Genomic DNA, 25,390 nt, shown 5'->3' on the forward strand with positions numbered 1-25,390 from the left:
AAATGATATGTTGTGTTCCTAGGAAAGGGGCTGGTCAAAATCCAAGTTTTACACCTTCATTATTTCAGCCTCTTTTGTGGTCAAGATGGCATCAACTCTATCGCTGTACTTGTTGGTGAGTTCTTGCACATCAACTTCGGCGTTTTTTAAAAGGTCCTCGGAAATGTCCAATGCTTTTAATTCCTTGTTGGCTTCTTGCCTGGCACTACGGATACTTACTTTGGCGTCTTCGGCTTCGGCCTTGGCCTGTTTTGTCAACTGTATTCTTCTTTCCTCTGTTAATGGGGGTACGTTAATGATTACCATTTCGCCATTGTTCATGGGGTTGAAGCCCAAATTAGCGTTCATAATGGCAGTTTCAATCTCACCCAACAGGTTTTTTTCCCAAGGTTGAACGGAGAGCGTTCTTGCATCCGGGGTATTGATGTTGGATACTTGGGAAAGTGGGGTTTGAGAACCGTAGTAATCCACCATTACTGTAGAAAGCATCATGGGACTGGCTTTACCGGCCCTAATTTTGGTCAATGCTTTTTGCAAGTGTTCAATACTTGCCTCCATACTTTCTTTTGTACTATCAAGAATAAATTTTACGTCTTCGTCCATAACTTTCAAATTTATAAAACTAAAACCAAAGTATATACCAATTTAAACATTGACCACGGTTCCGATATTTTCTCCAGATACTATTTTCATTAAATTACCTCGGGTGTTCATGTCGAACACCACGATGGGCAATTCGTTTTCTTGGCTTAAGGTAAACGCGGTGGTGTCCATCACTTTAAGTCCTTTGGAAAGCACTTCGTTAAAGGAAATGGAATCGAATTTAGTGGCGTTTTTGTCTTTTTCAGGATCGGATGTGTAAATGCCATCTACACGGGTGCCTTTTAAAATTACATCTGCCTTTATTTCGATGGCTCTCAAAACCGCAGCGGAATCCGTGGTGAAATATGGATTTCCCGTTCCGCCTCCAAAGATGACCACTCTTCCTTTTTCCAAATGGCGGATGGCCCTTCTTCGGATAAAGGGCTCGGCAACCTCATTTATTTTGATGGCCGATTGCAGCCTTGTCTGCACTCCTTTTATCTCTAAGGCGCTTTGCAACGCTAAACCATTAATTACCGTGGCCAACATGCCCATGTGGTCTCCTTGTACCCGGTCCATGCCTTGGCTGGCTCCTGCGAGGCCTCTAAAAATGTTTCCTCCACCGATTACGATGGCTACTTCAACACCTTTATCGATTACAGATTTTATTTCTTCGGCATATTCATCCAACCGGTTGGCATCAATGCCATATTGTTGTTCGCCCATTAAGGCTTCTCCACTTAATTTTAATAAAATTCTTTTGTAATGCATTGAGAGTTTCTTGAAGTCCGGACAAAAATAATCAAAATTATTTACGGGAAATGAAGAATTATTGGTTTGATATGGACATTAAAAAACCGCTTCTGTTGGGAAGCGGTTTTTTGAATTTATTGTTGTGGTGAATTAACCCAATGCTACTCTCGAAAAACTGGTAACTTCCAAGCTGGAATCCACCGACTTAACGTATTGGGCAACGCTTTGTTTGCTATCTTTAATGAAAGCTTGGTTCACCAAAGTGTTGTCTTTAAAGAAGCGCTGTAATTTGCCTTGAGCGATTTTGTCCAACATTTCTTCTGGCTTGCCTTCTTCGCGCAATTGATCTTTTGCAATCTCGATTTCCTTATCGATGATGGATTGATCAACGCCTTCTTCGTCCAAGGCAACAGGATTCATTGCGGCAGCTTGCATGGCTACGTCTTTTGCGGCTTCGGCAGCACCATCAACATTGGCGGACAAACCTACCAAAGTGGCGATTTTGTTACCCGCGTGGATGTAAGAACCTACGAAAGGAGCGTTCAATCTTTCAAAACTTCCAATCTCGATTTTTTCACCGATAACACCGGTTTGCTCTGTCAATTTATCGGCAACGGTCATTCCATCAAAGGAAGCAGCTAGGAAATCGTCTTTGCTCTCGTAACCTAAAGCCAAATCTGCCAAATCGTTCGCAAGTTTTACAAAAGTGTCGTTCTTGGCAACAAAGTCGGTTTCGCAGTTCAAGGAGATAACAACACCTTGTGTGCTATCACCATTTACTTTTGCGATGGCTGCACCTTCAGATGATTCTCTGTCGGCTCTTTTTGCCGCAACTTTTTGACCTTTTTTTCTTAGGATCTCAATTGCTTGGTCGAAATCACCTTCGGCTTCGACCAAAGCTTTTTTACAATCCATCATTCCAGCTCCAGTGGCCTTTCTTAATTTATTTACTTCTGCGGCGGTAATCTTTGCCATTTTCTTTTCTTTTTTAAATTTTACGTAAAGTAAAACACTGTAAAAGTGTTTTTGTTTAGGACAATGTTAAATCAGCAGGTTTATTCAACGCCACCTTTTACGTTGTCTTGCCATTCTTTAAGTTCGTCCCATTTTCCATCGGCAGCCATTTTAGCTTGTTTTGGCCAAGATGTCGGGTCCAAGTGGGCTAAAGTTGAGCTTGCCTCGGTCAAGATTTCCTTAACTTTTTCGGCATCGGCATCAGCAAGTTCGGCGTAAGTTTTTACTCCGTTGGCTACAAGAGCTTCGGCAGCTTTTGGTCCAATACCTTCAATTTTGGTAAGGTCGTCCGGTTTTGCCTCTTCTTTAGCTTCTTTTTTTGGAGCTTCGGCTTCAGCTTTTTTGGCTGGTTTTTCCTCAACGACTTTTTCTTCCTTTTTTGGAGTAGCCTCAGCTTTTTCCTTCTCTTTCTTAGAATCTTCTTCTTTGTCTTTTCCGCTATTTTTCTCGCTCTTGCGCTCTTCCAAACCTTCGGCCACAGCTTGGGTTACGGATTCCATGATTGCTTCGATGGATTTACCTGCATCGTCGTTGGATGGGATGGCGTAATCAACATCGCGAGGGTCTGAGTTGGTATCTACCATTGCAAAAATTGGAATGTTCAATTTTTGGGCCTCTTTAACTGCGATGTGCTCACGCATGGTGTCTACAATAAAAAGCGCACCTGGCAAACGGGTCATGTCGGCAATAGAACCTAAGTTTTTGTCCAACTTGGCACGCAAACGGTCAACTTGCAATCTTTCTTTTTTGGAAAGGGTGTTGAAAGTACCGTCTTTCTTCATGCGGTCGATAGCTGCCATTTTCTTAACAGCTTTACGAATGGTTACAAAGTTGGTCAACATACCACCGGGCCATCTTTCGGTGATGTACGGCATGTTCACTTTGGATACTTTGTCCGCTACAATGTCCTTTGCTTGTTTTTTTGTGGCTACAAATAGGATTTTTCTTCCCGAGGATGCAATTTTCTTAAGGGCTTCGTTGGCCTCTTCAAGTTTTGCAACTGTTTTGTAGAGATTGATTACGTGGATTCCGTTACGCTCCATGTAGATGTAAGGAGCCATGTTCGGATTCCACTTCCTTGTTAGGTGGCCAAAATGAACACCTGCTTCCAGTAAGTCTTTTACTTCAATTTTACTTGCCATTTCTTGTACTTAGTTTACGTTCCGTTGTAGTAGCAATGCATTGGTGGTCACAAAATTTTGTTCGCCCAACCCATTTAGATGCTAAACTAGTTTCCAAAAAGTTGAATTGTTAATCCTTTTTGGAACAACGACAACTTGGTTAAAAATTTAACCCTGAAAGTATAGTACATAATTTCAGGGTTTTCAATGAACTTATCTATAATTGAGTGTCGAAACACCCAAAGTATATTAACGTTTGGAGAATTGGAATTTCTTACGGGCTTTCTTCTGACCGAATTTCTTTCTTTCTACCATTCTCGGGTCTCTTGTCAATAGGCCTTCTGGCTTAAGAATCCCTCTGTTTTCTGCGTCTATTTCGCACATTGCTCTGGACAAAGCCAAACGAACAGCTTCTGCCTGACCGGTGATGCCACCACCGAAAACATTTACTTTTACGTCGTAATTGCCATCAGTTTCGGTTAAAGTGAAAGGTTGTTTCACCTTGTACTGCAATGTACCTGTGGTAAAGTAATCGTTAAGATCTCTTTTGTTTACTGTGATGTTTCCAGATCCTTCGGAAACATATACTCTGGCCACTGCGGTTTTTCTTCTACCTATCTTATGAACCACTTCCATTATTTGTAGTCGTTTAAGTTTATAGCTTTTGGTTTTTGCGCTTCTTGCCCGTGCTCAGCACCTGCATATACTTTAAGGTTTCTGAACAAGTCAGCTCCAAGTTTGTTTTTTGGAAGCATTCCTTTCACAGACCCTTCGATAATACGCTCAGGATGTTTTTCCAATACTTCTCTAGCGGAAGCGGAACGTTGTCCACCTGGATAACCAGTATACCTTAGATATTCCTTCTCATCCCACTTGTTGCCCGACATGTCGATTTTTTCAGCATTGATGACAATTACATTGTCTCCACAATCAACATGGGGGGTAAAGTTGGTCTTATATTTCCCTCTGAGTATTTTGGCTACTTTAGACGCCAATCTTCCTAAGGTCTGTCCTTCAGCATCAACCAATAACCATTGTTTGTCAACAGTAGATTTATTGGCGGAAATAGTTTTATAACTTAATGTATCCACTTCTCGAATATTATTGATTTAATAACCTATCCCGAATAACGGGCTGCAAATGTACAATTATTAGATTGAAATACAAATGGTTGATCGGGAATATTTTTCTACTTTTTTCAATTCCATTCCTTGGCTTCAAAAAAGGCCATGATCAAGCTCTGTAAAATGTTAAAAAAAGACTAAAAAAAACCATAGGTGTAACTCTTCCCCTTTCCACAAGTCTTTACCATGTCAATCTAACCAAAAAACGATCAAGTGAGAAACGTAGTCTTAGTTTTCTTTAACCTATTCTTTTTTCATAATCTTCAAGCACAAGACTCCACGGAAGTAATCTTCAAAAAAAAATATACCACCAAGGCCTTAGACGAATATGCTGCCCCGACCATTAATGGTATTTTAGAAGATGAAGCTTGGAACATGGTAGAATGGGGCGGGGATTATATAGAATGGCAACCCGATGAGAACACGCCACCTTCCCATCAAACCAAATTTAAAATACTTTATGATAGCAAGAATTTATATATAGGTGTACGTTGTTATGATTCCGAACCCGATAAAATTGTACGGAGATTGTCTCGTAGGGATGGTTTTGATGGAGATTGGGTGGAGTTTAATATCGATAGTTATTTTGATAAGCGTACCGCATTCTCTTTTACCATTACTGCTGCTGGAGTAAAGGGCGATGAGTTTATATCCAACAATGGCAACAATTGGGACTCCAGCTGGAACCCCATTTGGTACGCCAAAGCCCATGTGGATGATGAGGGCTGGACGGCCGAACTACGAATTCCATTGAGTCAATTAAAATTTGGCAGTGCCGAAGAGCAGGTTTGGGGTTTTCAGTCGACCAGGCGATTTTTTAGAAACGAGGAGCGTTCCGTTTGGCAACGAAAACCTGTGGATCAGCCTGGTTGGGTAAGTGAGTTTGGAGAACTGCACGGTCTAAAAAATATTGAGCCTCAAAAACAATTGGAGATTCAGCCCTACACAGTGGCCAAGACCGAAACCTACGAAGCAGAGGAAGGGAATCCGTTTCGAGATGGAAGCGAAAGTAATATCACGGCAGGTCTGGATGCCAAAATTGGCATTACTAACGACCTTACCTTGGATTTAACGGTCAACCCTGATTTTGGACAAGTAGATGCCGACCCATCGGCCATAGCCTTAGATGGGTTTCAGATATTCTTCCAAGAGCGACGCCCATTTTTTGTGGAGAACAAGAATATTTTCGATTTTAGGGTATCGCAATCCGAAGCTGGGAATACATTCGGTTCCGATAATATTTTTTATTCCCGTAGAATCGGTAGAAGCCCGCAAGGGTATCCCGATACATCGGACGATGAGTTTGTGGACCAACCGGACAACACTCCAATTATTGGGGCGGCAAAATTTAGCGGCAAAACCAAAGATGGATGGGCCATTGGCGTGCTCGAAAGTGTTACGGCACAACGAACCGCCACTATTATTAATGGTGAAGGAAATACCAGAAAGGAAATGGTGGAACCCCTTACCAATTATTTTGTAGGAAGATTACAAAAGGATTTTAACCAAAGAAACTCTTATGTCGGCGGCATATTTACGGCCACCAACCGCGAACAAGTTCCTGGACAGCTCAATTTTTTACATGATGCCGCTTACACAGGAGGTTTGGATTTTAAGCACCAATGGGCCAACCGAGATTGGTATTTTGGGGGAAATATCACCATGAGCCATGTTCGAGGAAGCGAAGAAGCGATTACAAATACCCAACAATCCATTACACATTTGTTCAATAGGGTAGGTGCCGATCATGTTGCCGTAGACACCACCCGAACATCATTGACGGGTACCGGAGGTAATGTACAAATAGGTAAGGTGGGCAATGGGCATTGGAAATTTGAATCGGGGGCCACGTGGCGGTCACCGGAATTGGAACTCAACGATATTGGGTTTCAACGGCAGGCGGATGATGTACGGCATTATACCTGGATAGGCTACCAAACCTTAAAACCGGACAGTACTTTTAGGCGCGTCGGTATCAATTATAACCATTGGACAGCATGGGACTTTCAAGGGAACCATAATTATTTACAGTTTAACACCAACAGTTGGCAAAACTGGAAAAATAACTGGAGAACCAATGTCGGGTTCAATTTTGCGCCAATCGAGTATTCCAATTTTGCTTTACGTGGAGGACCGAGGTTAAGACAATCCCCTTGGATGAGTTTTTGGAACAGCATCAATACCGATAACCGGAAAAAATTAAGGTTCTCCTTTTTTCACAACGGAAGAAAAGCACTGGACAATTCTATAAAGAGTTATTATTTGGAAGGTGGCTTTGTATATCAACCGATAAATGCGTTGCGGATTTCGGCATTTCCATCCTTGGAGATCAATCACGATAAGCTACAGTTCATTGATAATTTTGATGACGTCAACGGCTTACCCCGTTATCTCAATGGAGAAATCAACCAGCGAACTCTAAGTATGTCGTTTCGGTTGAATTATACCATCAACCCCAACCTCACCATTCAATATTGGGGGCAACCGTTTATTTCGAGAGGCCGCTATTCCAACTTTAAACATGTTACGGACCCCGTAGCCAAAACTTTTGAAAATAGGTTTGTGCAATACAGTACCGATCAAACCAGTTTGATGGATGGAACTTATGCCGTTGATGAAGATTTGGATGGGGTTACCGATTTCAGTTTTGATGACCCCGATTTTTCCTTTGTGCAGTTTCGTTCCAATTTGGTAATCCGTTGGGAATACATACCAGGTTCTGAGATATTTTTGGTATGGTCGCAGGATGTTTCCAGAAACGGTGACCCCACCAATGGCCTGTTGTCCGGTTTGGGAGATAATATTTTTGGGCAAAAACCGCAAAACATCTTTTTATTGAAGGCTACTTACCGATTTGTGTTGTAAATGTCACATCGAGCTGTCATCCTGAGCGCAGTCGAAGGAGCAGTCGAGATGTCTAGGAAGGCATAATTTTCATTCCTCACGGATGCCGAGGGTAGTCGAAGCGCGATGCAGAATCCAAGTCACATTAGTTGATAGATTCCTGCTTTTGCAGGAATGACATCTTAGCTGGCAGTTATTTTCCTGAGTGCTTTCACCAATGCTTCATTCGCTTCGGCATCACCTATGGTGATCCGTACCTTGCCAGGTGCGCCAAACTGTGAAACAGGACGAACCATAATCCCTTCTTCCATCATTTTGTCCGTGAATTCCATTTCAGGTAATGGCGGGTCAATAATAAAAAAGTTCGCTTGGCTTGGCCAATATGTAATGCCCAATTCATCAAAAGCCTTCGCAATAAAAGCTCTGCCGTCCAGTACGGTTTTTACGGTTTTTGCAATAAATCCGGTATCATTTAATGCTCCAATGGCCGCTTCAATGGAGGTCAAGGGAAGTAGAAAGGGCTTATGGATTAGACGCACGTAGTTGGCAATAGTTGCCGTGGTATACCCATATCCAATACGTTGCCCTGCGAGACCATAGGTTTTGGAAAAACTATTGAGTCCTACTACATTGTGGCCTTCCAGTACATACGGCAATGCGGTCACATAATCTTCGGCGTCCGCAAAATGGCGATAGACTTCATCAAACACCACCGCAATAGTTGCGGGGACACGAGTTATGAAATCGTCCATCACCGATTTGGGAATATAGGTGCCCGTTGGATTGTTGGGACTGGTCAAGAATATCACCTTGGTCTTCTCGTTGATGGCATTCAAGATACCCTCCACATCCAATTCGTAGTTGGGTGATAGTAGAGGCACATCTACCTGATTGGCACCATACCATCTAGAAAAAACGGAGTAGGGCAGAAAGCAAGGATTGGAGAAAATTACCTCGTCCCCTTCGTTGATAAAAGCTCGGAGAATAATGTCGATAACTTCCGAACCGCTATTGCCGCACAAAAACTGGTCGGCGCTCAACTGACCATCAAAGTCTTGGACCAAGGCCTCGCGTAAACGGATGTCCGTTTGATCTGGGTAAATATCAATTTTGTCCATGGCGACCTTCATCGCGGCAACGGCCTTGGGCGATGCACCCAAAGGATTTTCATTGGAGGAGAGCTTGTATATTTTTTTATCCGTCGGGGGAATGTTTTTTCCCCCTTTATATACCTCTTTTGGTACCAAATGGAGTTTGAAGATGGATTCGATGTTTTTTTTCATTTTTCTGATTGAATTTTAGAATAAGAATTTTATCAAATCCCTACCACCGTACAGTACCCTTATTATGCGTACATAACCGTCCATTTTACGATAGAATATAATATGGGAAACGTAAGGGAAACTGAATAGTCCATCCTTGATTTCTTTTCTTTCTTTTCCTATATCGGGATTTTTGGCAATTGCTTCAAAGTGATTGTTCATGCCAATTAGATATTCAATGGCTTTAGAGGTACCGAATTTGTGTTCCCCATATTCAAAAATATCCTCAATTTCATCATCTGCTTCTTGTGATAGGGTGTAGCCGCTTATCATCTGTTTTTCTTTGACTCGATAATATCCTCCATTGTTCTTGGACTATCGGGACCGTTCCATCCTTTTTCTATTTCCCTTCTTAGGTCATCAATAACCTTGCTCCTGTATATTTTGTGCAGGCGTAATGCATCACGGATAACCTCACTATTGTTCTGATATTCCCCAGTAGCAACTTGTTCGGTAATATATTCTTCCTGTTTTTTTGTAAAACTGACATTCATGACAAACCTATTATTGATTATTCAAAAATAAACAACATGTCTATATTTAGCAAATATGGATATGAAATAAATGTTTTAGTTGAATCCCTCATTGAGGGTTTGATTCCCCGACGTTCTACGTCGAAATGAATTAAATTTTTTCGTTTGAATACCTCGTGGGCTTGCCCCGAGGTAGTTGATTTTTCATAAACCCTCCGCAAACAATAAATAAGCCATTGCCTTTACAGCATCACCATCTTCCAATAGCTGTTTGGCCAAGGTGTGCAGTTCAGTTTTGGAAGCATTTTGTACCCCTTCATTCGCTATAATGGTTTTGATTTCTTCCGAAGAAGGAACACTTTCCAAATTTCCCAAGCGGCCCAAATTGTTTCCTGTGAGCACATCGCTCTCGCGGATGCCCTTGGGCAATGCATCTACACCAATACCTCGGGTGCGGATAGGTTTTGGAATCTCGAACAAGGATTCTTTTATGGCTCGTATATACCAATTGCCCCCCATGCGGCCCACCAAATCCAATTTTTCGGTATCCAGCACGCCATTGGTAAAGTAATCATCGTTTACATGGATCATATCAACCTGCGCAATAATCAAATTTCCTGCACCAGGGGTTTGCGCCAATTCAACCACTTCCAAAACGGTACATTCAAACGAAACGGGAGCTTCGCCCACGCGTGGTGGTTTTACTTTTATGCTTGGTACTTCGGTAAAACCAGCTTTCACAAACTCGTTCACCCCTTTATCGTAGGCAGTACTGGAGAGCGACATTTGCTCCGCCATTTTGTGGTTCACTACATTGATGACCACTTCGGGCACTTCCACCACATTTTGGTGGGTATGTTTCAACGAATTGTCCCTGCCGCTCCTCGCAGGCGAAAATACCATCACTGGCGGATTGGAACTGAACACATTAAAAAAACTGAACGGGCTCAGGTTTACATTGCCAGCTGCGTCCACTGTACTTGCAAAGCAAATCGGCCTGGGAGCCACTGCGGTCGATAAAATACTGTACAGTTCGGGTTGAGGTATTGTGGTTGGGTCTATGGTTTTTATCATTAAGTTTATTTTTTGTCATTCCTGCGCTTCGGCTTAGCTTAGCATAAATTTCCGCAGGAATCTCTTATTTGTTTTTTGTCTAGGTGACTGAGCGGAGTCGAAGTCACATTTTAATAGTCAGGTAGCTTCGACTCCGCTCAGCTACCCACTTTATTTAGCAGGCAACACTTTTGTGCTTACTTCGCCAAATCCGACTCTAATATCGCCATTTTGTGCGTAACCCCGCATAGTCACCGTATCGCCATCTTCTATAAATTTGCGTTCGCTGCCATTTTTTAGTTTGATAGATTTTGTGCCTCCCCAAGACAATTCGAGCATGGAGCCAAAACTGTTTTCTTCCTTACCCGAAATGGTTCCCGAAGCCATCATGTCACCAATATTGATGTTACATCCGTTTACGGTATGATGCGCCAATTGTTGGCCCATATTCCAGTACATATATTTAAAGTTGCTAAAGCAAATAGTAGTTTCTTCACCTTGCTCTGGGGTGATGTTTACTTCTAGATTGATATCGTAATTCTTCGCACCCTCAAATTGCAAATAAGGTAATACTTCGGGTTCTTGTTTGGGTCCATTTATTCTGAAGGGTTCCAAGGCCTCCAAAGTAACGACCCAAGGCGAAATGGATGAGGCGAAATTCTTCGCCAAGAACGGCCCAAGCGGTACATATTCCCATTTTTGAATATCACGAGCCGACCAATCGTTGAACAATACCAGCCCAAAGATGTAGTTTTCCGCGTTTTTTGTGGAAACGGATTCGCCCAATTGGGTTTCTTTTCCGCAGATGAAACCCATTTCCAGTTCAAAATCCAAGCGTTGCGTAAGGCCAAAAATTGGAGTTTCTGCACCGTTGGGAAACGTTTGACCCTTTGGACGATAAATGGGTTGACCACTAACAATAATAGAACTTGCCCTGCCATGATAACCAACTGGAATATGTTTCCAATTGGGCAAAAGGGCATTTTCGGGGTCACGAAACATTTTCCCCACATTGGTGGCGTGTTCCAGACTCGAATAAAAATCGGTATAGTCACCCACCGCAACGGGCATGTGCATTTGGGCCTCGCCCTGCTTCACGAATAGTTCTGGTTTTCCAGCCAAAACGGAATCGTCATCTTTTAGCCAATATTGGATTTTTTTACGAACCCGTGTGGTGATTTCTTTCCCAAGGGAAATAAAATCGTTCAAGGTGTCCTTTTCCAGTAATGCCGTGTTGAAGTCAAAAACGTCCAACTCTGCCACAGCGGCCAAATCCAAAATATGCTCCCCAACGGCCACACCTACACGTGGGCTTCTGTCTTTAGTGGAAAAAATCCCAAAGGGAATATTGTGAATCGAAAAATCTGAGTTTTCGGGTATTTCTATGACCATGTAACTTTTTATATGTCATTCCCGTGAAAACGGGAATCTTATCTTTTTGTCATTTCGAACTGTCAGATTGAGCGCAGTCGAAATCAAAGTAAGAAATCTGGGAATAAGATTTCTCAATCGTTTCGCTCATATCGAAATGACATTCAATTATCTCAAATTTACTCCAACCACGATTTATAATACTTGCCATCATCAATTTTGAGGGCATTCTTGGTCACCTGTAAGGGTTTAAAGGTATCTATCATCACCGCCAACTCCTCGGTTTCTTTTTTGCCGATACTGGCTTCATAAGTTCCAGGGTGCGGCCCGTGCGGAATACCTGCAGGATGCAACGAAATATAACCCGGGCCAATGCCTGTTCTGCTCATAAAATCACCATCTACATAATACAATACTTCGTCCGAATCTATATTGGAATGGTTGTATGGAGCGGGTATGGATTTTGGGTGATAATCGTACAATCTAGGGCAGAACGAACACACCACAAAGGCACCCGTCTCAAAAGTTTGATGCACAGGTGGCGGTTGGTGCACACGTCCCGTAATCGGTTCAAAATTATGGATGGAAAATCCGTAGGGGAAGTTATAACCGTCCCAACCGACCACATCAAAAGGATGCGTGGCATATACGAGTTGGTGCAACATACCCTGTTTCTTGATTTTCATCAAAAACTCTCCTTTTTCATCAAAAGTTTGAAGGTCCTGCGGCAGTTTGTAGTCCCGTTCGCAGAAAGGGGAGTGCTCCAAAAGCTGTCCAAACCAGTTACGATACCGTTTTGGGGTATAAATTGGATGGAAGGACTCTGCATACAAAATACGGTTGTCCTCCGTGTCAAATTCTATTTGATAGATCATCCCTCGTGGAATGATGAGGTAATCCCCATATTCAAAAGGAATGTTCCCCAAAAAAGTTTTTAAGGTTCCTGACCCTTTATGAATAAAGAGCATTTCATCAGCATCGGCATTTTTATAAAAATAGTCCGTTACTGATTTTCTCGGTGCTGCCAAACCTATGTGAACGTCGTTGTTTACCAACAGTGGTTCGCGCCCTTCCAAGAAATCATTTTTAGGAGCTACATCAAAACCGATTAATTTTCGGCTGGTGATGTTCTTTTCCACGGCAATTTTTGGGCTCACGTCCAAGGCCTTGCCAATTTCTTTGACCTGAGTGGGTCGGTGAACATGGTAGGACAGTGAGGACATCCCATCAAAACCGATAGTCCCAAAAAGCTGCTCGTAATAGAGGCCGCCATCGGGCTTTTCGAATTGGGTATGCCGTTTCTGCGGAATTTTCCCGAGTTTATGATAAATAGGCATTTTTTCTCAGTTTTGAGTTTAAAGTTATGAGTTATGAGTCTGAAATTCCAATAACTCATAACTCATCACTCTTAACTATGATTAATGCAATGTGCCTCGAAGCTCTTGCTCACGCTCTATGGCTTCGAACAATGCTTTAAAGTTACCTTTTCCAAACGATTGCGCGCCCTTTCTTTGGATAATTTCGAAGAACATGGTTGGTCTGGGCTCCACGGGCTTGGTGAAGATTTGTAGCAAGTACCCCTCATCGTCACGGTCTACCAAGATGCCCAATTCTTTTAATGGAGCGATGTCCTCATCAATTTCACCAACACGGTCGGAAATGACATCGTAATAAGTAGAAGGAACCCTTAGAAATTCTACACCACGGCTTTTTAAGTCTCGAACGGTTTGGATAATGTCGTCAGTGGCCACGGCAATGTGCTGTACGCCTTCGTCTTCGTAAAAATCCAAGTATTCCTCCACTTGGGATTTCTTCTTTCCCTCTGCAGGTTCGTTGATCGGGAATTTAATGCGTCCGTTTCCGTTGCTCATTACCTTGCTCATTAAAGCGGTGTAGTCTGTAGAAATGTCATTGTCATCAAAAGATAGGATGTTTTTGAACCCCATTACATCTTCGTAAAACTTCACCCAATGGTTCATTTTGTTCCAACCTACATTGCCAACCATGTGGTCTACAAATTTTAGACCCGCAGGTTCTGGGTTGTAATCTGGAGTTTCCCATTTTTTGTATCCTGGAAGAAATGTACCATTATAATCTTTGCGTTCCACAAAAATATGCACGGTCTCACCATAGGTGTAAATTCCAGCACGTACCACTTTTCCATTCTTGTCCTCTTCAACTTTGGGTTCCATGTAGGACTTAGCGCCTCTTTCCATGGCGTTGTTATAGGCTTGGGATGCATCGTCCACCCATAGGGCCACAACTTTTACGCCATCACCGTGCTTGTCGATGTGTTTTCCTATCTCTGTTCCACTTTTTAGGGGAGAGGTAAGAACCAAACGAATTTTATCTTGAATCACCACATAACTTTCTCGGTCTTTTAGTCCAGTTTCCAATCCGGCCTGTGCGTATGATTGAAAACCAAAGGCGGTTTTGTAAAAGTGTGCCGCTTGTTTGGAATTGCCTACATACAATTCGATGTAGTCGGTCCCGTTGATGGGCATAAAATCTTCAGATGTATTCGCTCCTTTTGGAAGTGTTGATGTCTCCATGATCTTTTATGTTGTTTTTATTGTCTAACTTTATATTGTTGCATCAACAACAAAAATAATGATTTTAAAACACGAAAACGATTTTGTTGACTGAAATTTGAGTTAAAATTGATGCTGTGATGGGGCATGGCCGATCAACTAAATCGGAATCCCTATTTTTGTGGCTATTCTCAAAAAAGATGCTCAATCGTATAGATGAAATACAAGGGATGGGGTTCCACTTGGATTTGGTGCTCCGTAAAATCCAAAAGGCGTATTTGCGCACCTTTAATGAACTTGGAGTGGATACGACCATTGAGCAATGGGTGATTCTCTATCAAATTCATCAACTTGGTGAAAATGCCAGTCAACGTGATATTGTGAATGAAAATTTTCGCAACCGCGCCACAACCTCTAGGGTTATTGGTGGCTTGGAGCGTAAAGGTTGGATTTCCAAAACCCGTTTTGAAGGCGACCAAAAGCGTTTTAAACTGGAACTGACCCCAAAAGGAAAGGAAATTCTGGACATTACCTTGCCCAGCGCACTTCAACTGCGAAAACTGGCCATAAAGGATGTGGATACATCCGAGTTTGAGACCTTTTTAAGGGTATTGGATAAAATAGGGGAGAATTACGAAGAAAATGAGTCCCAATAATTAAACGCCAAACCGGCGATGGTGGCCAATCCTATAAGCAGGATAAAAATTAAACTTAGTTTACGGAACTTTTCTTGTGGGATGTAATGCAGTATTCTTTTTCCCAAATACGTACCCACCAAACCAATTACGAACAAAAAGGGCAGGTAGGTCAATTCTTGTTTGCCGATGTAGCCATTTCCGTAGTACACAAAGGTTCGGGAGAAATCGATCATAAAATCAATAAAGGCGGAAGTGGCAATAAAAGCACTTTTTTCCAAATTGAAAGCAGCCATGGTCAATCCACGGATAGCACCTCCTGTGCCCAAAAGGCCAGCGGAAAACCCTGATAATGCGCCTCCGATTACAGAATTCTTTTTGTTTGGAAGGATGATAATCTCACTTTTAATGAGAAACAATAGGCTAAAAGCAACCAGAAATACACCCAACACAATTTCGAGTGCACTGCTGTTTACTATTTTAGATAGAAACCCACCCACAATCACGAAGAGCACCGAAGGAACACCAATGTAAAGCAGCAGTTTCTTGTCCAATCCTTTTTTGAACAGGAAAATCTTACTAACGTTACTGGATAGGTGAAAAATGGCCGTCATACCCAGCACGGAATAAAAATCAAAGTAAAAATTGCCCAGCGGTACAAAGAACACTGATGAGCCAAAACCTCCTATGGTTCCTATGATTTCAGCAACCAATGCAAGCAATAAAAAAATGTAGTTGATCTTCATACTTCAGAAATATAGTACGGTATGCTATATGGAAGTTAAATTTATGTCATTTTAACCTAAAAAAATCTTAAAAAGTATATTTCGTGTTAATGTAGCATATAAAATGGATAATCTGTTGGACGTAAGGATGGGAAAACCGCTGCAACTTTGTACCTGTATAAGTTTGATATACAATTGCTATGAAAAAGACGAATTTTTATCCAACAATATGGTCAATAGCTGCTTACACCCCGAGTGTAATGGCAGACTGGTATGGCACCGAAGCCAATACAGCCGAGTTGATCTTGAAAAATGAGGCCGCTACAGCGCTCCATGTTTCAGAAATGACCCTTAACATTACTAAGTTCTCAGCAATCGATGAGCAGGGTAATGAGCATTTTATTATAGATTTTCCTGGTCAAAACCCAGTTACCCTAAAAGGTATAGCTTCCGGAAACTTTATGCGTTCCAAAAGCGTACTATCCTTGCCCGAAGGTAGATACACCGCATTGCGTTTTTATATGGCAGGATGGGGAAACCAGTTCATTTATCAGGATGGGGCAGCCGAATCTGCCAACTCGTTCAACCGTTTGGATTTTCAGATTGAAGATGGTTTTACGGTGGAGGAAGGCAACGCCCCCGAAGTTAAATTGTGGTTTGACTTTGCTCCCTACCAGTGGAAGCGACACTTTAAACCGCTTACGGATTTGTTTATTGGGAGCAAAAGTCAAAAACCACGATTGGCCAATAGTTTTGGCAATTGAATATTATGTTATGAAAAGGAATGAAAAAGGCACCGATCGGTGCCTTTTTTAGTTTGATATAAGTTCAAAATTATTGATTTCCTTCTTCATCATAGCCTGCGGGCCGCTTCCATCGCACAGGTGCATCTGGTTCGGGCTTCATTATGAATTCTTGGGTTTCCAAGAGCTTCAATGCTTCTTGTACGGCACGTTCCAATTGGGGGTCTTTTCCAGCAACCACCTCTTTTGGTGCTTGAATCACTTCGATGTCCGGGGAAATCCCTTTTCCTTCCACATCCCATTCACCATCATTGTTGTAAAAGCCGCCTCGGGGAGCTACCATCCGTCCTCCATCAATAAAGGGCGGGGTGTCCCAAGTCCCAACAAGTCCTCCCCAAGTTCGGGTACCTACCAAAGGCCCCAGTCCTTTTTCCTTGAACATATAGGGCAATAAATCCCCTCCAGATCCTGCACGTTCGTTGATGATCATCACTTTTGGACCCCATATTCCCGCTATGGGACTGGTCCAAGGACGATTATCATTGGCTTTACTGTTGAAATATCCAAAAGGTTCCCTGGACATGATGTCGATCATATAATCGGCTGCCGAACCGCCACCATTGTTACGTTCATCCAAAATGACCCCTTTTTTATCCTGTTGGGAGAAGTAGTACTTGTTGAAACTACGGAAACCATTCCCACTGGTGTTTGGAATGTACACATAGGCCAATTTCCCGTCCGATAGTTCGTCCACTTTCCTTCGGTTTTCCTCCACCCAGTCCATATAACGAAGTTGATACTCGTTGGCAACAGGTTTTACGGTAAGCATTCGGGAACCGTCCATGATTGGCTTGCTGTTTACGTTGATATTGATGGTGCGATCGGCGGTTTGGGCCAGCAATTCATACATGTTTTGGTCAGCGGAGAGCACTTTACCATTGATGGCCACGAGATAATCACCCTCCTGAACCTCTAAGCCTGGCATGGCCAAGGGAGCCCTTAGTTCTGGATTCCAGTGTTCGCCTGTGTATATTTTTTTGATTTGATAGTGGCCGTTGGTCAACTCAAAATCCGCTCCCAAAAGCCCAACCGGTACTCGGTCCACATCGGGCATATCTCCACCGGAAACATAGGAATGGCCAATGGCCACCTCTCCGCTCAGAATATCGACCACGTAGTTGAGATCGGTTCTATGTTTTACGTGTTTGATCCAAGGTTGGTACCAACTGTAGACTTTGTCCCAAGGTGCACCGTGGACGTTATCGACATAAAGAAAATCCCTCATGTAGCGCCAACCTTCCTTAAAGATCTGTGCGTATTCCGCTTTAGGGTCAATTTTTATTTGGGCATTGATGGTGAGCTTATCTTCTGGTTTTGGGGAGGCCTTGGTATCGGTGATCATCCAACCACCTGAATTTTTGACCAATGCATGTGCCCCATTCGTGGAGGTTCTCATAAAACTGACGCCATCAGCAAAATCAGTGGCTTTTTCTTTGGCAACATCATAGGAATGTACCTTAAGCCCAGGTGTGTTTGGAACCGATTCGGCCACAAAAATTTGTTTTTCGGGACCGGGCTGCAAAAACTGATAGTCCCTTGCAGGAAGCTCCAGTGCGACCACCCGATCTTGAATATTGGCAAAATCAATCACTACGGGCTTTGGAGTTGGTTCTTCTTCTTTTTTGTCATCCTTTTTTGATTTGGTTCCCTTGTCCGACGAATTTTCTTCCGGTTTGGAGCTTTCCTCGTCCGTTTCGGGAAGATTCGGGGCCTTGCCCGAAGCACTCAATACCAAGGCGTACAAACTGCGGGTAACGCCTGGGTCGTAGGAGCTCATATCCAACCAACCCGATGCCAGGCCATAATCGGTACTGGCTAAAAAGTACAGGTATTCACCAGAAACATCCCAAATGGGACTTGTGGCATCAGCCGTTCCTTCCGTTACCTGAACCGTTTTTCCGGTTTGAGTGTCGTAAATAAAAACGGCTTTAAAATGACTGTCCTGTTGTTTTTCATAGGTAATCCATCGGCTATCGGGCGACCAAACGGGATTCATGGTCCTGTTTGGGTGGGCATACCGGTCTGTATCGACCTTGACCACTTTTCCCGATTCAATGTTCACGTACCACATATTGTAATCCGTATCGGTATAGGCAATCAGTTTGCCGTTTGGGGACCAATCCGGTTGAAAGTAGAAGGTCGGGTTTTCCAAAGGGTAGGATTTCTGGTCGTTCCCATATTGATCGGAAACCACCAATTGATACTCCCCGCTGCGGTCGGAAAACCATGCAATTTTATCGCCTTTGGGCGACCACACGGGATACCGGTCCGCTACCCCGGAGGATTGGGTTATGTTTCTCCAGCTACCTTCTTCTTTAGGGAAGGTGAAAATATCGCCACGATGTTCAAAAATGGCCCTTTTTCCATTGGGCGAAATGTTTGCGTTTCGCACCGAATTCGCCGAAACCTCTTCCCATCGCTCGCGGCTGAAGTTCAAATCGCCCTTCACGGTTATGGTCAAAGGATTGCTTTGCTTTGAGGTCAGGTCCATCACGTGTAAGCGACCTCCTTGCTCATAGACCAATTGGTTGCCACGGACATCCAAGTTTTTTACATCAAATTTTTTGTGAAACGTAATCTGTTCCTCGGTCTTGGTGTTGATATCGAAGCTCCATACGTTACTGGTGTAGTCGCGTTCCGAAAGGTAATACACCTTGTTGCCCGACCATACGGGGTACAAATGACGTTCTTGGTCCAATTGAGGGGTAGTCATTAATTCGTAGGTATCCAAATTCACGATCCAAATGGGCATGGCCTGTCCACCACGGTAGTTTCGCCATTCGGGGTCCCACGAAGTGATGGGAGTGTAGGCGATATGTGAACCATCGGCAGAGATATTGCCATAGGCCCCTCTAAGTATTTCCAATGCTTTGGGCAGTCCTCCGTTTGGTGAAACGGTAAAAAACTGACTTGTCATGGTCGGCCGTGCATTTCGGGTGGAACGAAACAAGATAGTTCCATCAGGTGTCCACCCCTGTACTTCGTCCATGGCTGGGTGGAAGGTAATCCGTTTGGGTGTGCCCCCATCCGAAGGTATCACGTACACATCGCTGTTGCCATCGTATTCTGCGGTAAAGGCAATCCATTTTCCGTCCTTGGAAAAGCGGGGGTCAGACTCGTTGCCTATACCGCTCGTAAGGCGTTGGGCCTCGCCACCGCTAAGGGAGGCCTTCCAAAGGTCGTTGGCGTGTACAAACACTACGGAATTGTTGCTCAAGGTAGGCTCACGCAACAACAAAGTGCCTTCTTGGGACAGTAGTTGTGCCGTTGCCAGTAATGCAATTCCTAAAACATATATTTTTCTCATTGGATTGGTTTGAGGTTACTAAATAATGAACGGGATATACCCTGTTGCCCTAAAAGTACATAAAACAATGGAAGGGTTATCCGGCTTGGATATGAAAGCTTGGTCAAGGGGAAACTGTACCTAGTCGCTTGAGTTTTTCCAACACTTCATAGACCGAAAAACTCCGGGCGAAACGGTACATTTCCTTGTCGTCGACCTTGATGATGACTACCGGAAGGGTAAAAACCATGGACTGCCCGGTAAACTCTACTTCTTCTTCCACATCTACCACGCGGATGCCCACTTTCGGGAAGTTTTCTTGAACCGCCTCGAGGAGTTTAGGCTTTAACACCTTGCAAACCCCACAGGTTTTGCTGGTAAAATAAATCAATTCCGTCATGGGATACCAGTTTTGCTTCCCTAGTAGTCGGAATATTCAGTAGGGTACAAAAACCAAATATCGGCATGGGATACATTGTTCTTATACTTGGGCAAGGCAATGAGTTCCTTCCATTCCGGTGCATCCACAAAAGCTTCCCAATTTTTTTCTCTGGTGGCCATATCGGCATGGGTGGTCATGTACATTAAATTGGGCATGTTGGCACCTGAAAGTACCTCGCCATAAAACACGGCGTTGAAGCCCAATCGGTCAAAAAGAGGAATTTCACCTCCTGCATTGAACATATCCACCTTGTTACGATAGTATTTTTCGGTAGCGGATTCGTAGCTTCTCAGTTCGTACACGCGTTCCGATCTTGGACTATCCAAATCTGGCACCTCCATCATGGGCATATCGGGGAATGCCTGCAATAGGATGGACTGGATGCGATCATAGGGCGGATTATCGTAATTGGCATTGATGTACGCACTTCCTGTTGCGGTATATTCCTCGTTTTCCAGGAGTTTGTTGTCCAGTTCTTTGAACTGTTGCAAACCTTTTAAAGGAAAGAGCACGTAGGTTTTTTGAACCGTGTCTGTTTCATTGGTGCGAAATTTAAAAACACCCACTTTATCGATACCCTGTTTCTTAACCGCTGGCATAAAGGCATTTTTCAAGTAATTGTCCGTGGCAGCTATCTGGTCTTCGGAACTAAAGGAATAGATTTTTAGTTGATAGAATTCCCGTTCATCTTGTACGGTTTCAGGAGTCTCGATAGTTGCTGTGGTTTCGGACTTTGGATTGCCACAGCTTGCCAATGCTACCGTAACCAATAGCAATAGGAGTTTGATAGTTTTCATTTTTATGTGCAGTTTAGTTTGATGTTTGTACTAAAAATAGAATCAAAAACAATGTTTGAAGATAGGGATTTAATTGATGACTGTTTTGCCTGCTTTACCCTTATGATTGATTAATAGGTTTTAAGACAGAATGCCATTGCCCACAAACCAAAGCGATGTACAGCAAAACTGCGACAGCAGAATGATAGGCAGTATGATTTTTGAGGGTTTCATCAAAATAGGGTTCTGGATACCTAAAATTAATTGAAGTATTTCCTTTCAAGTTCAGGCCAAAGGGTTTGGCAATGGTCTTCAAAATAATCCATCTTCAATTTGGAAAGATTCTCTTTGTACTGGTAGAATTTTTTGTCCATTTCATACAGTTCATTCTGTAGCTCGCTATTTTCATAAAGTTTGGAAAGATCGATGAACTCGTATATTTTTTTTGAATTGATTTTCTCGTTGAGGTTATTGGGATTCTCGTTGTATTTGATCAATACGTCATAGGCGTTTTTTAAAAGCTCACGGTTATAAGTTGCGCCAATCAGTTCCAAAGCTTCGAGGGTTTCGTCTGCATATCGCCCCGATGCATTGGTAAAAAACTGCAGATAACCTCCATTATTGACCTCCATTTCCAGTTCGTTTACTAACCAAACCACTTGAAGTTGTTTGGGCATGTTCTTGAATGAAACTTCTCCATAATTATCGCCTTGCCTTAATTTATGGGTGAAGTAATACAACATTTCTTCCTTTTCTTCTTGGGTGGCCTTTTCAAATTTCTCCTTGTTGAGTTTGGCGAATTTAATACGGTAGTGCCATTCGCTTTTCCGCTCGGATTTTTCGGGGGCTCCAAAATTCACCAATCTGGGGACTAGGTATTTTAAGACAACGATTACGGCAATAAGGATAGTTAATTTCATCATAATTGCGAGCATTCAGCAAAAGTTGCCATCAAGTCTCGCATTATCCCATTGTCCGCAAACCAAAGCGAAGTGCAGCAAAACTGCGACAACACGATGATAGGAAGTATGGTTTTGAAGGGTTTCATTTTGGGTTTTTCAAGGTTTGGAACAACGCCAATGATTGCAGATTACTTCTTAAAAGCCTCTCTGAATAGTTTGGCAATTTTTTGGTCGGATTGCCCTAAAAACGACCCGCAGATAATTGCAAAATCATTCAGCAGTATTTCATAAGAATTGTGGGAAATATCACGGCTTATTTTAACAATTTTTTTTATTTCAATTAAGTCATCAAGTTTCAATTCTGTGCTTAAGTTATGGGCGTACTTATTTCGTATTTTGTTTAGTTCAATTATTCCAGGTTTTAACCAAGTTGCAGCAGCATCACTTTTTGGAATCAATTTTGTTTTTTGACTGAAACTTAGTCTAACACTATCAATATCATCTAGCTCAAAATTTCTTTGTAGGTTAGAAGTCAAATAATGTTCTACAACAAGGTGGATTTTAAGAACAAGACCAATTTGATTATGATCTTTTGCTAATAAGATGTTAAGTTTTTCTGCGCGAACTTTAAAATCTTCCATAATCTCTTCCCAATGTGGATTGAGGTATTTAACCATCTTTTTTATTTGATTATCGTCCATTTTTCCACTTAATCTGATAAAAGTATTTTAATGCGCCTCCAACCAGTTCTCCCCAACACCCACTTCCACATCCAACGGCACAGAAAGTTTGTAGGCGTTTTCCATTTCGGTTTTAATGAGTTCCTTCATTTCCTCCAATTCCGGTTTGTAGCAATCGAACACCAATTCATCATGTACCTGCAACAACATCTTGGTCTTGTATTTTCCTTCGGAAAGTTTTTTATGGATATTGATCATCGCGATCTTAATAATGTCCGCAGCACTTCCTTGTATGGGGGCGTTAACCGCGTTACGTTCCGCTGCACCGCGCACCACTTGGTTGCCTGCATTAATATCCTTTAAATAGCGACGACGTCCCAAAACCGTTTGCACATATCCGTGCTCCCGGGCAAAATCTACCTGCTCGCTCATATAATTGCGCAATTTCGGATAAGTTTTGTAATAGGTTTCAATGAGTTCCTTGGCCTCGGTGCGGTTCAGGTCCGTCTGGTTGCTCAACCCAAAGGCCGAAACCCCGTAAATAATCCCAAAATTCACCGTTTTGGCATTGCTACGCTGCTCGCGGGTCACTTGGTCAATCGGTACGTTGAACACTTTGGAAGCAGTAGAAGCATGAATATCCTCTCCATTTTTAAAAGCGGAAATCATCGTATCCTCCTCGCTCAATGCTGCAATAATGCGCAATTCTATCTGGGAGTAATCCGCCGCCAAGAGCACGTAATTTTCATCCCGTGGGATAAATGCCTTGCGCACTTGTCGCCCGCGCTCCGTTCTAATAGGGATGTTCTGCAAGTTTGGGTTGTTGCTGCTCAATCGGCCCGTAGCGGCTACGGTCTGCATATAATCGGTATGCACCCGACCTGTTTTTTCTTGTACTTCGTTGGGAAGCGCATCCACATAAGTGCTTTTTAGTTTGGCCAATCCTCGGTAGTCCAGTACATTCTGAATAATGTCGTGATCCTTGGCCAAGTAGGAGAGTACATCTTCCGAAGTGGAAAACTGTCCTGTTTTGGTTTTTTTCGGTTTGTCCACCAGCTTCAACTTGCCAAAAAGAATCTCGCCCAGTTGTTTGGGAGAGGCAATATTGAATTCCTCACCAGCATTTTCATAGATTTTCTTTTCTAACTCAGCAATGTCTACTTCGAGCGCAACCGAGAGGTCATTTAGATACTCCTTATCCAAATTGATGCCTTCTAATTCCATATCGGCCAATACCCGAACCAACGGAATCTCGATTTCATCAAACAATTTATCGGTATGCGCCTCTTTCAGCTCAGGGGTAAATTTTAAACCTAACTGGAAAGTGATATCGGCATCTTCCACCGCATACTCCGTTTGTTTTTCCAAAGGAACCTGTAGCATGCTGAGCTGGTTCTTGCCTTTTTTGCCAATAAGTTCCGTAATGGAAATGGGTGTATAGTTGAGGTAGGTCTCGGACAGCACGTCCATATTGTGGCGCATATCGGGATTGATGAGGTAGTGGGCCAACATGGTGTCAAATAACTTGCCCTTGACCTCCACACCATAGTTTTTCATCACCTTGATGTCGTACTTCAGGTTTTGCCCCACTTTCTCAATGGCTTCAGATTCGAAAAAAGGACGTAGCTTTTCAATCAAAGGTTTGGCGTCGTTCTCGTTATCGGGAAAGGGCACATAAAATCCTTTGCCCGGTGACCAACTAAAGGCGATGCCCACCAGTTCCGCTTCCAAAGGATTTAGGGAGGTGGTCTCGGTATCAAAACAGACGGAGGGTTGCTTCATCAGCATTTCGAGAAAGAGTTCCATACCCAGACCATTTTCTACATTCTGATAAAAATGAGGCACATCGCTAATGGTTTTTCGACTGTTCACATCTTTAATGGTGGCTGCAGCATCCGAAGGGTCTCCTCCAAATAGGGTAAACTGACCACTTCCCGCCACTTTGGCCTCTTCTTTGGCCGTTTTGGTACTCGTTACTTGGGTGCTGGCTTCCGCTTCGCCCGAAAATATTTTGATAAATTGATCCTTTAACCTACGGAATTCAAGTTCCTCAAAGATTTCTTGCACCTTTTCGGCATCGGGCGGACACATTTCGTAATCCTCCGCGTGGAATTGTACTTCGCAATCGGTTTTGATCTCGGCCAATTTCCTGGATAAACGGCCCAGTTCGGCATTTTCTTCCACTTTTTCCTTCATTTTGCCCTTGAGCTGGTCGGTGTTGCTCAATAAACCTTCCATGGAATCGAATTGATCCAAGAATTTTTTGGCGGTCTTATCTCCCACACCGGGCAGTCCGGGAATATTATCACTTGCATCGCCCATCATTCCCAAATAGTCGATTACCTGTTCTGGACGTTTTACGCCGAAGCGTTTTTGTACTTCGGGAATGCCCCAAATTTCGATACCGTTGCCCATTCTGGCAGGGCGGTACATAAAAATGTTTTCGCTTACCAACTGCCCAAAATCTTTGTCGGGCGTTACCATAAATACTTTGTAATTCTCCTTTTCGGCCTGTTTGGCCAAGGTTCCGATAAGGTCATCGGCTTCGTAGCCCTCCAATTCCACCACGGGAATCTTCATGGCCTCCAAAATTTGTTGGATGTATGGTACGGCAATGCGGATGGCATCTGGAGTTTCGTCCCGGTTGGCTTTGTATGCTTCAAAAAGTTCGGTTCGCTCTACACTGCCTCCTTTGTCAAAAGCAACGGCCAAATGGTCGGGCTGTTCGCGTTTGATTACATCAAAAAGAGAGTTTACAAACCCCATAATGGCGGAGGTATCCATTCCCTTGGAGTTGATTCTCGGGTTTTTGATCAAGGCATAATAACCACGGAATATAAGTGCGTAGGCATCAAGTAAAAAAAGGCGTTTTTGTTCGGACATGTATTTTTCAGTTGTCAATTATCAATAAACAATTATAAAAGGCAGGTTTTAAAAGTACGAATTGCTGTTT

23 protein-coding genes are annotated in these 25,390 nt (G+C 43.0%); 3 read left to right on the forward strand and 20 right to left on the reverse strand.

Annotated elements, in window-relative coordinates; all coding sequences use genetic code 11:
• Positions 1-48: 48 nt before the first annotated feature.
• The 6 genes from frr to rplM all read right to left on the reverse strand — a co-directional run bounded on the left by frr (position 49) and on the right by rplM (position 4,561).
• Positions 49-603, reverse strand: a complete 555-nt coding sequence (gene frr, locus MURRU_RS08925; RefSeq protein WP_014033136.1) for a ribosome recycling factor — start codon at positions 601-603, stop codon at positions 49-51.
• A gap of 42 nt (positions 604-645) precedes the next feature.
• Positions 646-1,353: a UMP kinase gene (gene pyrH / locus MURRU_RS08930; RefSeq protein ID WP_014033137.1), complete on the reverse strand. Its 708-nt coding sequence runs from the start codon at positions 1,351-1,353 to the stop codon at positions 646-648.
• Between the two features lie 132 nt (positions 1,354-1,485).
• Positions 1,486-2,310, reverse strand: coding sequence for a translation elongation factor Ts (tsf, locus tag MURRU_RS08935; protein ID WP_014033138.1), 825 nt, complete (start codon positions 2,308-2,310; stop codon positions 1,486-1,488).
• Positions 2,311-2,390: 80 nt separating this feature from the next.
• The gene (gene rpsB / locus MURRU_RS08940; RefSeq protein ID WP_014033139.1) at positions 2,391-3,491 is read right to left on the reverse strand and encodes a 30S ribosomal protein S2; all 1,101 of its coding nucleotides are present in this window, start codon (positions 3,489-3,491) and stop codon (positions 2,391-2,393) included.
• 228 nt (positions 3,492-3,719) lie between these two features.
• Positions 3,720-4,106, reverse strand: coding sequence for a 30S ribosomal protein S9 (gene rpsI, locus MURRU_RS08945; protein ID WP_014033140.1), 387 nt, complete (start codon positions 4,104-4,106; stop codon positions 3,720-3,722).
• Positions 4,106-4,561 (reverse strand): 50S ribosomal protein L13, encoded by a 456-nt coding sequence (gene rplM, locus MURRU_RS08950; RefSeq protein ID WP_014033141.1) that lies wholly within the window; start codon positions 4,559-4,561, stop codon positions 4,106-4,108. Before rplM ends, rpsI begins: the two co-directional genes overlap by 1 nt.
• A gap of 246 nt (positions 4,562-4,807) precedes the next feature.
• Here rplM and MURRU_RS08955 point away from each other — a divergent pair, with 246 nt between their 5' ends.
• Positions 4,808-7,459 carry a DUF5916 domain-containing protein gene (locus tag MURRU_RS08955; protein WP_014033142.1) on the forward strand — a complete coding sequence of 884 codons (2,652 nt, stop codon included), beginning with the start codon at positions 4,808-4,810 and terminating at the stop codon, positions 7,457-7,459.
• Between the two features lie 161 nt (positions 7,460-7,620).
• Here MURRU_RS08955 and MURRU_RS08960 read toward each other — a convergent pair whose 3' ends face one another.
• The 7 genes from MURRU_RS08960 to hppD form a co-directional block, all read right to left on the reverse strand.
• A complete protein-coding gene (locus MURRU_RS08960) occupies positions 7,621-8,721 on the reverse strand; it encodes a pyridoxal phosphate-dependent aminotransferase (protein WP_014033143.1) in 1,101 nt (366 codons plus the stop codon).
• A 15-nt stretch (positions 8,722-8,736) separates the two neighbouring features.
• Positions 8,737-9,033: a type II toxin-antitoxin system RelE/ParE family toxin gene (locus tag MURRU_RS08965; protein WP_014033144.1), complete on the reverse strand. Its 297-nt coding sequence runs from the start codon at positions 9,031-9,033 to the stop codon at positions 8,737-8,739.
• A complete protein-coding gene (locus tag MURRU_RS08970; RefSeq protein ID WP_014033145.1) occupies positions 9,030-9,254 on the reverse strand; it encodes a type II toxin-antitoxin system ParD family antitoxin in 225 nt (74 codons plus the stop codon). The genes MURRU_RS08965 and MURRU_RS08970 overlap by 4 nt, the downstream gene beginning before the upstream one ends.
• 183 nt (positions 9,255-9,437) lie before the next feature.
• Positions 9,438-10,307, reverse strand: a complete 870-nt coding sequence (locus MURRU_RS08975) for a flavin reductase family protein (RefSeq protein ID WP_014033146.1) — start codon at positions 10,305-10,307, stop codon at positions 9,438-9,440.
• Positions 10,308-10,457: 150 nt separating this feature from the next.
• Complete coding sequence (fahA, locus tag MURRU_RS08980; protein WP_014033147.1) at positions 10,458-11,678, reverse strand: fumarylacetoacetase; 1,221 nt, start codon at positions 11,676-11,678, stop codon at positions 10,458-10,460.
• Positions 11,679-11,836: 158 nt separating this feature from the next.
• Positions 11,837-12,994 carry a homogentisate 1,2-dioxygenase gene (locus MURRU_RS08985; RefSeq protein WP_014033148.1) on the reverse strand — a complete coding sequence of 386 codons (1,158 nt, stop codon included), beginning with the start codon at positions 12,992-12,994 and terminating at the stop codon, positions 11,837-11,839.
• An 81-nt stretch (positions 12,995-13,075) separates the two neighbouring features.
• Positions 13,076-14,209 (reverse strand): 4-hydroxyphenylpyruvate dioxygenase, encoded by a 1,134-nt coding sequence (gene hppD, locus MURRU_RS08990; protein ID WP_014033149.1) that lies wholly within the window; start codon positions 14,207-14,209, stop codon positions 13,076-13,078.
• Between the two features lie 179 nt (positions 14,210-14,388).
• Here hppD and MURRU_RS08995 point away from each other — a divergent pair, with 179 nt between their 5' ends.
• A complete protein-coding gene (locus tag MURRU_RS08995) occupies positions 14,389-14,844 on the forward strand; it encodes a MarR family winged helix-turn-helix transcriptional regulator (protein WP_148261496.1) in 456 nt (151 codons plus the stop codon).
• On the opposite strand, the gene MURRU_RS09000 is transcribed toward MURRU_RS08995, so the two are convergent.
• Positions 14,820-15,569, reverse strand: a complete 750-nt coding sequence (locus MURRU_RS09000; protein ID WP_014033151.1) for a sulfite exporter TauE/SafE family protein — start codon at positions 15,567-15,569, stop codon at positions 14,820-14,822. The two genes, MURRU_RS08995 and MURRU_RS09000, sit on opposite strands and share 25 nt — an antisense overlap.
• Before the next feature lie 179 nt (positions 15,570-15,748).
• Here MURRU_RS09000 and MURRU_RS09005 point away from each other — a divergent pair, with 179 nt between their 5' ends.
• Complete coding sequence (locus MURRU_RS09005) at positions 15,749-16,312, forward strand: hypothetical protein (protein WP_014033152.1); 564 nt, start codon at positions 15,749-15,751, stop codon at positions 16,310-16,312.
• A gap of 70 nt (positions 16,313-16,382) precedes the next feature.
• Here the strand turns inward: MURRU_RS09005 and MURRU_RS09010 are convergent, their stop codons facing one another.
• The 6 genes from MURRU_RS09010 to polA form a co-directional block, all read right to left on the reverse strand.
• The gene (locus MURRU_RS09010; RefSeq protein WP_014033153.1) at positions 16,383-19,658 is read right to left on the reverse strand and encodes a S41 family peptidase; all 3,276 of its coding nucleotides are present in this window, start codon (positions 19,656-19,658) and stop codon (positions 16,383-16,385) included.
• A 103-nt stretch (positions 19,659-19,761) separates the two neighbouring features.
• Positions 19,762-20,037 (reverse strand): thioredoxin domain-containing protein, encoded by a 276-nt coding sequence (locus MURRU_RS09015; RefSeq protein ID WP_014033154.1) that lies wholly within the window; start codon positions 20,035-20,037, stop codon positions 19,762-19,764.
• 20 nt (positions 20,038-20,057) lie between these two features.
• Positions 20,058-20,876: an NIPSNAP family protein gene (locus MURRU_RS09020; protein WP_014033155.1), complete on the reverse strand. Its 819-nt coding sequence runs from the start codon at positions 20,874-20,876 to the stop codon at positions 20,058-20,060.
• A 239-nt stretch (positions 20,877-21,115) separates the two neighbouring features.
• Complete coding sequence (locus tag MURRU_RS09025; protein WP_014033156.1) at positions 21,116-21,778, reverse strand: DMP19 family protein; 663 nt, start codon at positions 21,776-21,778, stop codon at positions 21,116-21,118.
• 167 nt (positions 21,779-21,945) lie between these two features.
• Positions 21,946-22,458, reverse strand: coding sequence for a hypothetical protein (locus MURRU_RS17365; RefSeq protein WP_014033157.1), 513 nt, complete (start codon positions 22,456-22,458; stop codon positions 21,946-21,948).
• Between the two features lie 27 nt (positions 22,459-22,485).
• Positions 22,486-25,320, reverse strand: coding sequence for a DNA polymerase I (polA, locus tag MURRU_RS09035; RefSeq protein WP_014033158.1), 2,835 nt, complete (start codon positions 25,318-25,320; stop codon positions 22,486-22,488).
• Positions 25,321-25,390 lie beyond the last annotated feature (70 nt).

This window comes from Allomuricauda ruestringensis DSM 13258 (assembly GCF_000224085.1).
GTDB classification, from domain to species: Bacteria; Bacteroidota; Bacteroidia; order Flavobacteriales; family Flavobacteriaceae; genus Flagellimonas; species Flagellimonas ruestringensis.